The sequence below is a fragment of the Algoriphagus sp. NBT04N3 genome, assembly GCF_019443765.1.
Classification (GTDB): Bacteria; Bacteroidota; Bacteroidia; order Cytophagales; family Cyclobacteriaceae; genus Algoriphagus; species Algoriphagus ornithinivorans.
In genome coordinates this window covers 1708918-1723865 of record NZ_CP048415.1, presented here as the reverse complement: position 1 = coordinate 1723865, position 14948 = coordinate 1708918, and the positions used below count along the sequence as shown (strand labels likewise).

At 37.9% G+C, this 14948-nt stretch carries 16 protein-coding genes; 4 read left to right on the top strand and 12 right to left on the bottom strand.

Going from position 1 to position 14948, the window contains the following annotated elements; all coding sequences use genetic code 11:
- Positions 1 to 30: 30 nt before the first annotated feature.
- From GYM62_RS07460 to GYM62_RS07445, 4 genes are all read right to left on the bottom strand, one after another.
- The gene (locus GYM62_RS07460; RefSeq protein WP_219958943.1) at positions 31 to 525 is read right to left on the bottom strand and encodes a hypothetical protein; all 495 of its coding nucleotides are present in this window, start codon (positions 523 to 525) and stop codon (positions 31 to 33) included.
- Positions 526 to 582: 57 nt separating this feature from the next.
- The gene (locus GYM62_RS07455) at positions 583 to 930 is read right to left on the bottom strand and encodes a hypothetical protein (RefSeq protein ID WP_219958942.1); all 348 of its coding nucleotides are present in this window, start codon (positions 928 to 930) and stop codon (positions 583 to 585) included.
- A 63-nt stretch (positions 931 to 993) separates the two neighbouring features.
- A complete protein-coding gene (locus GYM62_RS07450; protein ID WP_219958941.1) occupies positions 994 to 2484 on the bottom strand; it encodes a glycoside hydrolase family 32 protein in 1491 nt (496 codons plus the stop codon).
- 9 nt (positions 2485 to 2493) lie between these two features.
- Positions 2494 to 3762, bottom strand: coding sequence for a glycosyltransferase (locus tag GYM62_RS07445; protein WP_219958940.1), 1269 nt, complete (start codon positions 3760 to 3762; stop codon positions 2494 to 2496).
- A 195-nt stretch (positions 3763 to 3957) separates the two neighbouring features.
- On the opposite strand from GYM62_RS07445, the gene rfbA reads away from it, so the two are divergent.
- From rfbA to GYM62_RS07425, 4 genes are all read left to right on the top strand, one after another.
- Positions 3958 to 4818 carry a glucose-1-phosphate thymidylyltransferase RfbA gene (gene rfbA / locus GYM62_RS07440; protein ID WP_219958939.1) on the top strand — a complete coding sequence of 287 codons (861 nt, stop codon included), beginning with the start codon at positions 3958 to 3960 and terminating at the stop codon, positions 4816 to 4818.
- 160 nt (positions 4819 to 4978) lie between these two features.
- Positions 4979 to 5752, top strand: coding sequence for an ABC transporter permease (locus tag GYM62_RS07435; protein ID WP_219958938.1), 774 nt, complete (start codon positions 4979 to 4981; stop codon positions 5750 to 5752).
- A gap of 13 nt (positions 5753 to 5765) precedes the next feature.
- A complete protein-coding gene (locus GYM62_RS07430; RefSeq protein ID WP_219958937.1) occupies positions 5766 to 6497 on the top strand; it encodes an ABC transporter ATP-binding protein in 732 nt (243 codons plus the stop codon).
- A gap of 2 nt (positions 6498 to 6499) precedes the next feature.
- The gene (locus GYM62_RS07425) at positions 6500 to 7489 is read left to right on the top strand and encodes an MlaD family protein (RefSeq protein ID WP_219958936.1); all 990 of its coding nucleotides are present in this window, start codon (positions 6500 to 6502) and stop codon (positions 7487 to 7489) included.
- 498 nt (positions 7490 to 7987) lie between these two features.
- Here the strand turns inward: GYM62_RS07425 and GYM62_RS07420 are convergent, their stop codons facing one another.
- The 8 genes from GYM62_RS07420 to GYM62_RS07385 form a co-directional block, all read right to left on the bottom strand.
- On the bottom strand, positions 7988 to 8662 hold the full coding sequence (locus GYM62_RS07420; protein WP_219958935.1) for an ROK family protein: 675 nt from the start codon (positions 8660 to 8662) through the stop codon (positions 7988 to 7990).
- 152 nt (positions 8663 to 8814) lie between these two features.
- On the bottom strand, positions 8815 to 9432 hold the full coding sequence (locus tag GYM62_RS07415) for an NADPH-dependent F420 reductase (protein WP_091650619.1): 618 nt from the start codon (positions 9430 to 9432) through the stop codon (positions 8815 to 8817).
- A 418-nt stretch (positions 9433 to 9850) separates the two neighbouring features.
- Positions 9851 to 10306, bottom strand: a complete 456-nt coding sequence (locus GYM62_RS07410) for a preprotein translocase subunit SecB (protein ID WP_219958934.1) — start codon at positions 10304 to 10306, stop codon at positions 9851 to 9853.
- Positions 10303 to 10785: a helix-turn-helix domain-containing protein gene (locus GYM62_RS07405; protein WP_219958933.1), complete on the bottom strand. Its 483-nt coding sequence runs from the start codon at positions 10783 to 10785 to the stop codon at positions 10303 to 10305. Before GYM62_RS07405 ends, GYM62_RS07410 begins: the two co-directional genes overlap by 4 nt.
- A 4-nt stretch (positions 10786 to 10789) precedes the next feature.
- Entirely contained in the window at positions 10790 to 11332 is a 543-nt protein-coding gene (locus GYM62_RS07400; RefSeq protein ID WP_219958932.1) for a hypothetical protein, read from the bottom strand.
- A gap of 71 nt (positions 11333 to 11403) precedes the next feature.
- On the bottom strand, positions 11404 to 12123 hold the full coding sequence (locus tag GYM62_RS07395; protein ID WP_219958931.1) for a hypothetical protein: 720 nt from the start codon (positions 12121 to 12123) through the stop codon (positions 11404 to 11406).
- 11 nt (positions 12124 to 12134) lie between these two features.
- A complete protein-coding gene (locus GYM62_RS07390; RefSeq protein ID WP_219958930.1) occupies positions 12135 to 14645 on the bottom strand; it encodes a DUF4268 domain-containing protein in 2511 nt (836 codons plus the stop codon).
- 9 nt (positions 14646 to 14654) lie between these two features.
- Positions 14655 to 14948: a hypothetical protein gene (locus GYM62_RS07385; protein WP_219958929.1), complete on the bottom strand. Its 294-nt coding sequence runs from the start codon at positions 14946 to 14948 to the stop codon at positions 14655 to 14657.

Below are 14948 nucleotides of genomic sequence, written 5' to 3'. Positions count from 1 at the left end.
TAAGGAGGGGAATCCCCCTCCCGAATTGAATTATGAATGAATTGTTTTTTCCAATAGGGTTTTCCAGTTACCAGCTAATACTCTTTCGCCAGCTAAGTCTGAAAACAACTCCCCATCGTAGATTTCCAAGGATTTTGTTGGATGATTTGGATCCTTATAGTGAAATTGAAGTGCTAGGTAATCGATGATAACCCGCTTTTCCTTTTTCACCTGAACCATGTGGTTTTTTTCATCCAAGGTGACTTTTGAAATCCCGGATAAGTCAATGATACTTTGGCTTGGATAGGCGCCGTATCTATGATAAATGAGTTTTTTGGATTTAGGGTCCAAGCCTAATTGGTAATGATTTCTCCATCTTTCCTGAATTTCAGGCTGGATTCCGTTTTGCTGAGCCATCTCAAGAAAGCTCTTTTGAAGAAGACTTTCTGATGACTTCACTTTAAAATTTTGGTAGGCAAGAGGAGCTATAAATGCACCCATGCAAATTGCGGACACAATAAGTGTCACTGGATCTATGTCGATCATGATTTTTTTGGTTTTGTAAATTCTGAATTTGTAAAAAGGGCGATTATTCAGAATCTACTACCAAGTGTAGAAAAAATGCAGAAAGGTTTTTTTGACGTCAAATAGGGGGCTGCTTTTTTCTGGAAGTCCTTTCTCGGACGGAGAAGAAAGCAGGGATTTGACTTGAATATGGACTCCTGAAGCATTCAATTTTCCATAAAGCTTCCAGTCAACTTTGAAGCTAGGCACTTCAACTTGAACTGATTGAGCTAAAGAGTTATCGAAATTGGAATCCGAAAGGGGATAAGCATAAATCTCTTGCTTTGAATGAGAGGATTCAGCTTGTACTGGTTGGAACTGAAAAAAGGCTAACAGCCCGAAAATCCAACTCAGGAAAATCATAGACGCTGCAAGCCTTTTGTTCATATATCTTAGAATACTTCGCAAATGTTCAACAATAAATATCGCATCTGCAATAGCTAAGCCAACTTATTTTTTCAAATCATATATTTTAACATTTTCCAACCCTTGGATGCCTTCCACATTTTTCCAAGGAGAGTTAGGTAATACCAAGGTAGTCATTGCAATTTCCCCATTATTGATAAATAGCTCAATAGAATGCGCATCTATAAAAATCCTAATTGACTTGGCTTCCCAACTCATTGGCGCCGAAAAAGTCTTTGCAAAATCCGGATGGAAATTCACTTTTCCTGAATTACTGCGGTCTATATTAATCAACCCCATTTCTTGGTTTATCACTACTTTTTCTCCTAATTCATTGCTTAAGGTTAGGCTGAATGATTCAGGATTTTCGATCTCAGCTGTTATCTCTGTTGCTACTGAAGGGAGGGCAGATTCCGAGGAGGAAATAGAGTAAGATTTTTTCCTCAAGGACTCTAATTCTTTTGCCGGTTGTGATTGAACCAAAAGTTTGTCTCCAACCTGAAATAAATTCAACTCTCGTGGGATAGTCATAGAGGATCTCCATTTTTCTGTTGGAACGACCTGAGCATATAGCCAATTACTCATCCAACCTATAAATAGAGGATCTTTCCTTTCTGAAGGAATATTTGACCAGGTAACCCCCGCATAATTGTCAGGCCCATAATCCAGCCAACGAATCAATTCATCATCTGGAATGAATTCTCCATTTTTGAAATCTCCGATGAAATATTGAGTTGCAGAACCCTGTTGTGGTCCGCCAGGATTGATACTCACCAAAAGCACGTACTTTTCTTGACCTGAGGGGGTTTTCATGGGGATTAAATCCGGGCATTCCCAAACTCCTCCATGTGCTCCTAGGCTCTGACCAAATTCGCTTAAAAGCGTCCAGGATTTCAAATCACTTGACTCAAAAAATTGGATTCTGTCCAATACAGCCAAAGTCATCAACCACTTCCAATTGCCTGCTGAATCTTGAATTCTACTAACTTTTGGGTCTCTAAAATCCTTAATTCCCTGATTAGGAAGCACAGGATTTCCTTCATATTTAGTCCAAGTTTTCCCATTGTCCAAAGAGTAGGCAATCCCTTGAGATTGATATTCTAATTCCCCCGCTTTTTCTTTTTCCATATCATGGTAGGTAAAGATTGCTACTAAGGGAGGATTTGACTCAGTTCCAAATCCTGAGCTATTTGATTCGTCCAACACCGCGCTACCTGAGAAAATATACCCCAAACTATCAGGATAGAGAGCTATTCCCTCGTCCTTCCAAGAGAGGAGATCAGCTGAAGTCGCATGTCCCCAGTGCATAGGACCCCAAACAGTACTATCTGGATAATATTGATAAAATAGATGATAGGTACCATTTTGATATACCATACCATTGGGATCATTCATCCATCCAGATGGGGGAATAAAATGATATTCAGGCTCATATTGTGACAAGCTGGAAGGCTCAAATGTAATGGGAGAACTGAAGTCGCAAGATTGTATACTTACTGCCAAGAGAATACTCGGGATTAAGGGATGGATTTTCATTTAGAAAAGTCATTTTGGAAATGCCAAATCTATCAAATTATTCTCATTTGCCTCGTTTTTCATTTTTTCAGCAACATGCTTAGCATTCAACTTGTAAACTTGATTTTGGTAGAAATCCAAAAGCTTTTCTTCCAGTTTTTGTTGAGAAAATTGATGAATTGAGATTCCTAAAGGCCCTAATCCTTTGCTTTGAATGACCTTGTTCCAAAAAAATTGATCCATGATGTGCGGAATGATCAATTGAACACAAGCATTGATGGCGGATTGGTGGGTAGTGCCTGATCCACCATGATGAATAACCCCATACATTTTTGGGAAGATCCAATCATAAGGGATATGGTTGACAAAAAATATGGAATCCGGTGTACCTGTAAGCTCGGTCAAACCTCCCCATGAACAATTGATGATTGCTGGAATTTTAAGTTTGACAAGAGCTTCTATAAATTGTTGAGTAAAAAATTCAGGTTTAGGGTTGGTCATTGAGCCAAATGTCAGAAAAACAGGTTTTGGGTATTTTGCTAGCCATGCCAACAACCTTGAATCTGCTTGATAAACGGATTCTTGATTTCTTTTGAAATACCCAACTATCTGAGCAGAATCTGACCAATCAACGGGTCTTGGAAATAAGGTTGGAGATAAAGCATAAAATGTTTTTAGCTCCTTGAGCTCAAATTCACGAAGCTGACCCGTAGTCAATTTTGATAATCCCAATTCTTTCAGCTCGTTTTTCATGGTGAGCTTCATGACAAAATACCTGGCTTGATTGACCCAATTGTATGATATTCGGATAAATCGTTTAGGGATATTCCATTTTGCCAAACCCATATGAGGATATTCATCTGAGGGATGAACAATACATGGAATAGGAGAGACCAAGATATATTTTTTGGGTTCTAAGCGCGCTATGAGATAATAATAGAGTGCTTTGGGATGGAAAAAAACCAGATCTGGAGCTACTTGGGCTAGACTGGTTTTCTGTTGATTCAATAATGTTTTTTGGAGCGAGATGGATTCTTTGGCAAGCTTAAAGTAGTTTTTTAGCTGAGACCAAGCAGATTTTCCACCGCCCATTAAGTCTTTGCCAGTTGGGCTTTCGATTAGTTCAAGAAACCTTCGATCAAATGCTAAAAATTTATAACCAAGTTCTTGAACCTCTGATTTGAACTGCTCTGGAAAAAGGCAGGTAACCTCGATATTTCTTTTCGAGAAAACCTCAGCTAAAGCGAGAAATGGTTCAATATCGCCTCGAGTACCTAAAGAAATCAGCAGGATTTTCATTGATAATTTTATTATCAGAACAGCTAATTGTAGCTTTATGCCTCAATCTAGTTTGTATTTCCAATAATCCTTCTTGATCAGAAGGTTTTTTATTTGTCATAATTCATAAACTGAAATCTGTTTCGAGGAAAATCAAATTGAAGTGCTCTTTTTCCAAAAGCTTGATTTCAACCTATTTGAAAATAATTTGTAGCTATGAAAGGAATTATTTTGGCCGGTGGGTCAGGAACTCGACTTTATCCTTTGACAATCTCTGTGAGTAAGCAGCTGATGCCTGTTTATGATAAACCCATGATCTACTATCCTTTGTCAGTTCTGATGATGGCCGGTATCCGGGAAATCTTAATTATCACCACTCCTGATGATTCCGAGGCTTTCCAAAAATTATTGGGTGATGGTTCTCAGGTAGGTTGCCGATTTGAATATGCAGTTCAGCCTTCTCCAGATGGATTAGCGCAGGCATTTATCATTGGTGAGGTGTTTATTGGAAATGAAAAAGTGGCCTTGATTCTGGGGGATAATATATTTTATGGCTCGGGCTTGCATAAAACTTTACAGGAAAATACCAATCCTGATGGAGGTGTTGTTTTTGCCTATCATGTCAATGATCCGGAAAGATATGGAGTGGTGGAATTTGATGAAAATAACAAAGCCATCAGTATAGAAGAAAAACCAGCAAAGCCTAAATCGAAATTTGCGGTACCTGGCCTATACTTTTATGATAACAAAGTGGTTGAAATTGCCAAAAACATCAAACCTAGCCCAAGAGGGGAGTTGGAGATCACTGATATCAATAATGAATACCTCAAAATGGGAGCTCTTCAAGTAGCCATCTTGAATAGGGGAACGGCCTGGTTGGATACAGGGACCCATCAATCTCTACTTCAAGCTGCGCAATTTGTGGAAGTTATTGAAGAACGTCAGGGATTAAAAATCGGATGTATTGAAGAGATTGCCTATAGACAAGGGTTTATCGGCAAAGAAGAGCTTTTAAAAGCTGCTGATAAATTGGGAAAAAGCGGCTACGGGCAATACCTGAGACGGTTATTGAATTGAGTTCAATAGATTTTCTTGCTCAATAAACTCTCAAAATCAGAGACTTCCGTGTTTAGGGTTTTATTTGCAAATATGATAAAGATCATGCTTTCACTTGAGATCATTGTATTGATCTTAGTCAGATTTTCGCCAAATTGGAGAAGGACTGAAGGTGGGAACTGTGAAACTACTGAAGCAAATTGATAATGCATTTTTTAGGGAAGTGGGTGAAATTGCCCAGTTCACGGCACGCTTTTTTCAAACTGTAACCAAGCCCAAACAAGAATGGGAGGAGTTTATAAACCAATGTTTTTGGGTTGGTTATAAAACATTGACCCTGGTTGGAATTACCGCGTTTATCATGGGTTTGGTGCTCACGATTCAATCTAGGCCTACTTTGGTAGAGTTTGGAGCTGAAACTCTTTTACCTTCCATGGTCTCTGTATCTCTTGTTCGCGAAATTTCACCTGTCATTACGGCCTTGATTTGCGCTGGGAAAATTGGCTCTGGAATGGGCGCTGAACTGGGTTCCATGCGAGTTACGGAGCAGATTGATGCCATGGAAGTTTCCGGGACAAATCCCTTTAAATATCTCGTGGTAACCAGAGTACTTGCTTCCACAGTGATGGTACCTATTCTTTCCAGTGTTGGAATAGCCATTGGGCTTTGTGGAGGATATCTTGGGGTTAACATTAGAGGACATATAAGCTGGAATTTATTTTGGCATCAGGCCTTCGAAGCTTTGAGTTTTGGGGATCTAATTCCATCCTTGATCAAGACCTTTTTCTTTGGATTTGCCATTGGAATCATAGGCTGTTACAAAGGATATAATTCTAAAAAGGGAACCGAAGGGGTAGGCCAATCTGCTACAACTGCAGTGATTGTAGCTTCTTTGGTTGTATTTGTTTTGGATTTGATTGCTGTTCAAGTCACTGATTTGTTGGGACTTACTTAATTCAGTTAACAAGATGGAACCAGTGATTCAAATAAAAGATCTCAATAAATCATTCGGTGATAGTCATGTTCTCCGCAATTTCAACATGGCTATCAACGCCGGAGAAAATCTCGCAATTCTTGGAAAATCAGGTTCCGGAAAGTCAGTTTTAATTAAGTGCATCATCAGCCTCATGGAAGTTGATTCAGGGGAAATGATAGTGCTAGGAAAGGATATTCAGCTGTTAAATTCGGATGAATTAGACAGTCTTCGGGCTGAGGTAGGATTTCTTTTCCAAAGCAATGCATTGTATGATTCCATGACAATCAGGGAAAACCTGGAATTTCCTCTAAGGAGACATTGGAGTAAAGAAGAAAGAAAAAAAGGTGCTGATGCTGCTGTAAAAGAGGCATTGGAAGATGTTGGGTTATCTCATACCATAGATATGATGCCAGCCGAACTTTCAGGTGGAATGAGAAAGCGAATTGCTCTGGCTAGGGCTTTAATTCTCAGACCCAAGGTAATTATGTACGATGAACCTACAACCGGGCTAGACCCGATTACTTCTCGTGAAATCAGTAATTTGATGCTGAGTGTTCAGAAAAAATATAAATCTGCGGCCCTGATCATTTCTCATGATTTGAATTGTATCAAAATGACTTCCAATCGAGTAATTATGCTCATCGAGGGAACAAGGTACGCAGAGGATACTTACGAAAATTTAAGGAAATCCGAAGATCCAAAGATCAAGGAATTCTTTGACTGATTATGAAAAGAAAAAAGAAAATAGAACACACCAAATTAGGCGCGCTAGTCATTGCAGGAGTGCTATTCTTGGTTTTTGCGCTCTATATGATAGGCAAAAACCAAAATATTTTCGGCACTTCAATCACCTTGTTGACAGTGGTGGAAAATGTCAATGGCTTAGTTCCTGGAAATAATGTGAGGTTTCAGGGTATGGATGTAGGCACAGTCAAATCAATCGATATGGCTAACGATTCAACCATAGAAGTTAGCCTTTTGATTAAAAGAAAAATGCAGGAGCACATTAAGAAAAATGCGGCTACCATCATTTCTACCGATGGATTGATGGGGAATAAAATTCTGCACATTGTTCCACAAGATGGGGAAGCAGGCCCAATTGAAGAAGGAGATGTACTTTTTGCCATGGAACAGGTAGGCACTGAAGATATGCTTAAAAAGCTTGATATGAGTGGAGATTACCTTCAAAAGACCCTTGTCAATCTTGCGGATATTACTAACAAATTGAATAAAAGTCAGGCTATTTGGAGCCTGTTGAGGGATACAATGTTGGTGGAAAATATCAATTTGGCAGTAGATGAATTCCGCTTAGCTGGTAGAAAAGCCACTGAGATGGCCCAAGCAGGAAACAGGCTACTGAGAACATTAGAAGAAGGCGAGGGCCTAGTCGATCAAGTGTTCACTGATACAGTTTTAAGCGCAAATTTTTCAAAATCAATCGATCAAATATTAAAAACCGGGGAAGAAGCCGAAAGGGTACTTTTGGAGGCAAGAACTATTTTGAATGAAATTCAAGAAGGAAAAGGAGCTGCTGGAGCTTTGTTGAATGATACCTTGGTAAGGGAATCTCTATTGAATACAATTCAAAATATAGAAAGTAGCACTGAAAGCTTTAACCAGAATATGGAAGCTCTGAAGCATAACTTTCTGTTGCGGGGTTATTTTAAGCGATTAGAGAAAAGAAAAGCCAAGGAGCTGGAGGAATTAGAAAAATAAAGAAGAGGCTGTCTCAAAAGTGCAAATTGTCAAATTGAGAGTCCCGACAATTGAACGGGATCGAAATGTAGGCCACAACGGTAAATACGGTCTTCGACTCTGCTCCCAATGACAGTTAAAATTAAATTCCGAAATTTCACTTATTTCGGAATTTAATCCTTTGTTATGGAAAGTAAGCTTTAGCTAACTTAAAATCCTTTTTCTTCTATTATGCATTTTCTTTTTTCTCATCGTTCTTTTGCCTTGAAGCAAAAGAACCAAAAATTCAAGACGCAGCAAAGCTCCAACCGCACTTGGCCGGACGCTGGCCCGCTGCTGCGTCAGCCCACCGCGCCCTAACTAAAAAAATTTTTTCTAAAAGGAATAGATATCATTTGCGAAAGGACGAGAAACGAATCCATTTTGGACGAACCTGTCATCATCTTTTTTGTATGTTCGAAGAATATTTAAGACTCAGGCAGACACTAGAGCTAATAATGAGACAGCCTCTTCGAAATATTAAATAAAGAAATCTTCCTCCCAGATTCTAAAGCCTCCCTTAAAGGCATTTTGGTTAGTTCCTAGGCGACAACCTTCAGGGACTTCATTGAGAAGCTTGGAATTTCCTCCCCCCAATACAATGTCCTCTGGTTGGAAGGCATCTGAGAAGATTTCAACAGCCTTGTGAACGTGTTTTTCCCATCTTTTTTGTCCATTCTTGAAGAGATATGGCTTGCCTATATAACTTTCAAAAGTGGTCTTTTTATAAGGCAAATGGCCGCCTTCGATAGGGATGATAGTTTTGTTTAAAACCATAGCCGTGCCGAGTCCCGTTCCAAGGCCCAAGAAGAGGAGTTTCTTTCCTTCGAAACTTCCCAATGCTTGCATTGCTGCGTCATTGATTATTTTCAATGGACAGCCGAAAGCCTCTTGAAAGTCAAAACCAGCCCAACCCGAACCCATATTTACAGGTTCATTGACAATTTTATTATGCTTTACTACTCCGGGAAAACCTATCGTTATTACATCATATTTCCAATTTGCGGCATGTTCTCTGACTAAGGGAATCATTTGTTCAGGAGTAAACTCTGCTCCAGATGGAATTTTGATACGTTCAGGCTGTCCCGTTGCTAGAATTTTCACATTGGAACCACCTATATCGATTACGAGGATTTTCTTGTTGAATTTTTTCATTCGGTAAGCAAAACCACCAAAGGGGTTTATCAAAATTGGGTTTTTAAAGATGTTGATTCGAAACTATAAAATTTAAGGCAAAAAGCGTGTCGCTAATTGCCTTAAATATTAGAAAAATCGGAAAATAGAAGATTTTAGTAAATAGGTGACATCTAAAAGGAGACTAGTTTAAAATGGTAGTTATTTCTTTCATTTTTATTCCAGGTGATTTCTTTGGATAGGTGATAAAAGGCTTCCAAAAGAAATGCATTGGACATTTTTCCTGCATCAATTGCTTTAAAACCAATGAGTTCTATCAGTCTTTTAACTCTGATTTTTTCCGGAACATCATCTCCACAGTAATAGGTTTCTTTGACTATTCCCATTTCATCATTTAAAGGGTACTCCACGCCAAGATTGTTAAAGGCTTTGAATAAGTGAGCCTTGGGAGCTGCTTTCTTTAAAAGAGATGTATGAGAATTGGAGAGTTTCTTGATAAAGGAGGCATTTGTACAATCAATGATGATTTTATCCTCAGTATCTGAATTTTTTAATGCACACCAAATTTCTGGAAGGTATCCGTTTTCAGAGCAGATCAAAATGATTTCTGCCTGTATAATAGCTGATTCATAAGGGCAAATTCTGTGATGGAATTTATTGAGGACCTTCCATTCCTCATCTTCAACCTCAAAATCGGAGCGGACTCCAAATACAACATTGATACCTGCTTCAATGTATTTTTTTCCTAAAGTTTTGGCTAGCGAGGTGCCGCCTAGTATTCCAATTTTCATAGAGTTTGTCAGTTTTATGAAAGAAACCGTGGGTGAAAGGAAGAATTATCTTCTTCCAAAAACTCACATAAAACATTGAAAACTAGGATATTGAAAAGGATTATCAAAATTTTATTTCGAAAAAAATCGATTTACAATGCACAAAGCATATTTCAGAATACTAAGTCCAAATATTGTATTTTGAAATACACGACCAAAAAAGGTGAGTAAATGTGATTTTACGTGGATGACTTACTTTCCGATATAGAAAGTGTATCTAATTGATAAAAATATAATCTGAATATCCGCAAACTTGACACTTACCATATTTTCTTTGCTTGAGCTTTTTCAAATTGGGTAAATTTCGATGGCCAATTGACTGAACTGTCAAGAATTTCTTGACAGTTTTTAAGAAATTTAATTTTTAATTAAAAAAGGTTTATTCTGACTCCTGTTCTTCAGCCTTATCATTTAGCAGTTTAGTGATGTCAATCGGAGGTAGGAGATACCCGCCCATAGGGCCGAGATTTGTTATTTGATAGATGATATTACGAAGGTTATTGATCATCATATTCAAAGTCGAAAACTTCAAGAGGTTGTTTTTTAAGCCTTCAGCAATTTCTTCTGTTTCATTGAGTTTGAATGTTCCGCCACCTTCTACCATAATCTTATAGCCAGCATCTATACTTTCTCCTCCTAAATTAACCTCTATCAAGGTAACCAGCTGAACTTCTCCATTTTCATCTATTGGGCTCATATCAAAATCTATTTCGACATGGTAAGCACCAAATAACTCTTTGGGATCTAACTCATCATCCTTAGGAATGATAAATTCATAATGTGATTCCAAAAGCTTGAAATCCAATAATTGTAATGGTGAAAATTTTGCTTTCATCCTGCTAAAGCATATTCATCCTCGGTGGTAGACTCAACAGCCATCACAGTTTGAGGATCTGATTTTTGATTTTTTAATGCAAAATATTGCTGAGTCATCATCCATTTTCTATGATAATCAGTAACACCTTGATTCACTCTTTCCTGAATCATTTCTTCTGACATTACAAATTCACCATCAGCCAAGATTGCTTGTAACTGAATTCCCAATGCTTTTTCTAACTGAGTTATGGTTGAAAGCTTGAAATCATTCTGTCCCTTTACCAATTTGCTTACCTGCTGTCGAGTTACCCCTAGTTCTTTTGCCAAGTCAGTTTGGTTCCAGCGCTTTTCATCCAAAGCATCCAAAACTCGCAAAGCTATTCTTGAGGACTTTTTGAGCCAAGCCTTGTTTTCTTTTCTAAAGGCAACTTTTTCCTTCCAATTGGAAGTTGGATTTTCTGATGCTAATTTTTTTATTTTCTCTTCCGTAATGCTCATTGTCTTAAATGTCTAAGTAAACGAACTCCCCATCTTCACCATTCTCTTTGAGATAATCTCTTACCAAATTGAGTTTATACAGCTCAACTTTCGTGTGCTTCCGATCCTTCATCTGATCAGTCAACTTGATTGCCCCACCTGTAATTACATAAGATGTGCCATACCGTATAGCGTAAACGCGCAAAAATGAATTACTGAGCGTTCCATAAGCTTTTAGCAGTTGTAGTTCGTAAGATTTTCCAGCTTCTTTATTGTGTAAAGGTTTAAAAAATTCGCTCAGATGTTTTCCTGATTCATCTTCAGCCAATTCGAATAAGGTTTCAAATAATGTGTCTGCATCCTCAATTGCTTTCTCAACGATGGAACTGATTTTTGCTTTCCCATAATAGTTTTCATAATCCTTCTGAAATTTTTTGAAAAACTTTCGTAATTCTTCTGGATCATCCCAGAACCTTTGAAGTAATTCTAATGCGTCCAACTCACTCTCATCATACTTTACAGCATAAAGACAGTCCTTTGAACGCTCAAATATACTAACAATCTTCATAGTGTCAACCTACAGGTTTACATTTTAGTTCATTATTTTGATTTATATACTCTTCCAAATCCAAAGTTTACCTATCTCAAATTATTTGACTCTTGGTCAAAAAAGAAATCAGAATCAATTTTTTTCCGATACTTTCCTAATCCTGCCTTGTGTAGAATAGGCTTTTTCAGCTCTTGAATGGGTAAAATATACAATTCCGCTGGACTGGATGGCTTACCGCCTATTCCCAAAGCAATAAAAACCGGGTAGTTTTCTTGTTGGGCAAATGCTTTATATCGCTCCAATTGTCCATCTTTGGCAAACCGGATGAAGTTACCATTGGGTTCAGATCTCCATTTGCATTCTACAGCAAGAGGGTAGGACTGACCACGAAGAATCAGCGATAGTTGGATATCTGGCTGAGTGGTGGTATCAGCATATCGGCCGTCCACAAACTTGTCACCTGCCCAATTTCGGATTTTGAAATATTTCTTGTCAAACTTCTGAACCACAAACTTCTCGAAATCCAATCCTGCTTTTTGGTTGACATCAATTAATTCCGTCTCAGAATCCTCTTCCGATTCTTCCAAATCTCTACGGATCTTAGCGATAGTAGCATTTCCATCTTTTCCTTCAATTTTAGCGATCTCAAGAATTAACTTTTCTTCCTTTGGAGTCAAAATACCGTCTGCTTTCACCGCGGCAATGGCTTGAGTCAGCGACTCGTTCTTTATTGACTTTGATTTAACCAAAAGTACAATTCCGGAAATCAATAAAATTCCGCCGAGGATGATTAAGGAGATTGGGAGCATGCGGGGCATTCTTATTTCAGTTCCTTCAAAAATGGATCAAAAGCATTTTTGAAATTGGGCAGTATTTCTACAAAATATTCATTCCTAGTGTTCCAGTCGTCTTGGCTGTTAAAATCAACACATTCTAGCTCAGCTTTTATTCTGCACATCTTTTTATCTACTAGCTCCTGCCATTCGATTGTGTTACCAAATGCATTCTCAATAGCTTCTTTGTTAGAAAAGAGTTTCTTGAAATAAGATTTATTCAAATCCTTACTCGATGTTACTATTCCTAATTCAATTCGGCAGCAAGTTCGTGTATTTGCTAAAGTGTATTGTAGTCCAGGGATTCCAGTTCCGCAGCTTAGCCATTGATCTTTTGATGAACTTATGTTTTCAAAAATCTTTTTCTCCTGGAGAAGTGGTAAAAGCTGTTGCCAAAACTTACGATGTAAATTGGCTTTACTTGGTTCACCATTGTTAACTGGACCAGTTTGGTACTTTATTATCAACTCTTCCTCCATTTCATAAAGCGAGAGCAGTTTTTTAAGAATACTGAATTTGGAATTGCTGTCAATGTTTGATTCGAAATACCAACCATTTTCCAGTTCTTTCGCCTCTCTGAAATCAGATTGATTTCTGCTGATTTTCAAAATGGTTTGTCCACTGACCATTACTTCAGAATTTTTTCTGAAAAGAGCGCGCAAAACATAAAAGTACATCTGTGCGATTGCTTCTTCCTCGACTTTATTATTCTCAAAAATGAAATATTCCAGCTTTTTGAAAGTAGGCTTTTCTGCGTCAAAAATATTCAGTTCCTTATCATCTTGTTCCTCAAAGACCAAAACTTCCGGGAGCTTCCAGATTTTAAGAAACCGATCGTAAATAATTTCAAACCGCTCCTCGAGGTGTGGAATCGTCCATTCTTCGATTTTTTGAAGGTAAGAGTTTAGCCAAAGTCTGCTGTGGATATATCCTTGCTCGTTGCCATCTTGATTCATAGTTTTCTTTTCAAGAAAGGATCGGTTGCTAAGTGCTCCGTTATTTCCGGAAAGCGTAAGGTTGGCAATGGTATTCAAATACTTGTCTTTGAATTCAGAAAACTGTTCTCTGGAAAGTTGTTTTTTCCATTCTTCCGTAGGCGTTTTTGGAAAAATATGCTCTATGGTAATTGCCTCATTCGAGGTATCGACATATTCTTTGTTATTATGGTTTTCCAGCAATTCAAAAAAGTAGGATCGGTTTTTAGGTTGGATATTGTAGAGATCCTTATCCTTCAAAGCTAACCTGATTTCCTCGTTGGTCGGGAATTTGGAGTTTCCTCCTTTTTTCATCAACGCCTTTTCAATTGACTCCACATATTCTTCGGTGTCGATTTCAGAATACAAAGTCATAAAGACTTTATTCAGGGAATTGGTTGGTAAGCCTACAATAAATCTTCTCCAGGCAAAGCTTTGTATTAGTTTAAGTATCGAAACCAAATCTGAGGTTTCGATTAATCCATTTTCCAAATCTTCAAATACCTGCAGAAGGAAAGGGTAGGCCACGTTGATTTCCAGTCGATTGATATATTCCAGTTCTTTCCGAACCTGTTTATCTTTGACTGTTGTGGGATTGACAAGTTTTTTGTAGTGAAAAGAAAGTGACTTGATATCCTCCAATTCCTGATTAAAACCCGCTTCATCCTTCTCCTGAAAGAGAATCTTGAATTCTTGATAAACCTTGTTCTTATTTGGAATTTTCTTGTTTCGCAGCGTCAGGTAATCTCGAATAAAATCGGAAACCAAAGAGGTTCTTTTAGAGAGGTCCTTAGCGTTTTCCTCAATCGGGCTCCAAATGGTTTCAAAGATTTTGTCTTGATCAGCAGGAGGAAGATCCATCAAAATGAAATTTCGAATCAGATCAGACTGAGAAAGATCTAGCCCTGTAGAGTTCAAGCTTTCAAAGATCCGCTGTGGATCGTCTTTGCCTCTTTCCAGTGAAATTTCCACAAATATCAATCGGTTCAACCCCTCTAGAATGACTGGGAAAGTTTCGGCGTTAATCTCAGATCGGAAAAAGGTATAATTCTCTTTGACATTGGTGTACTCAGTGATTGACTTTTCATTACCAAGTAGAATGGCTTTGAAAGCAATCGCATTTCGATCTGTTTGTTTCAGTTTAAGCTTGTAAGCTTCTTTTTGGACATATTGATTGACCAAAAACATATTGTAAAGTCGCTCCGATTCTTGGGATGGCAGATTCTCTTTGGCAAAGCGATATAGAGCTGCAATCAATATATTGATAGTAGTCAATCGCTGTTGCCCATCGATGATCACCAATTCTTTTACTTCATTGCTTGTACTGTAAACGCCGTCATGGATAAAGACGATGCTACCGATAAAGTGTGAGACCCGACCTTCATCGGCAACCTGGATTATATCTTTGAGCAATTCCCGACATTCCGTAATGGTCCAATCGTAATTCCTTTGGTAGATGGGAATAACAAATTGTACATCAGGAGATTTTAAAAATTTGACTATTTGGAGTTCGTTGGCTTTCATTAAATAATTTTATAGACTTTTCTTAATTAAGTTTTTTTCTATAATGAAATCAATAAAGTTTCCTAAATCGAGTAGCTTGTGGTAATAATCACTAACTATTTTATTTCTAAAATCTTCTTCCCATTTCTTTTCCTCTTTGAAAGCAGAATGAAGTTCATCTTCAGTAATCCATTCTCCATTTAGTTTTAAAGATAAAACAAAGTCATAAAATCGATCCATATCAAAACCATGATAACTTTCTGGATAATTTTTAATCCATTTTAAGAATTTGTCTTGAGTTTGTTTATTTTTAAATTTTTTCAT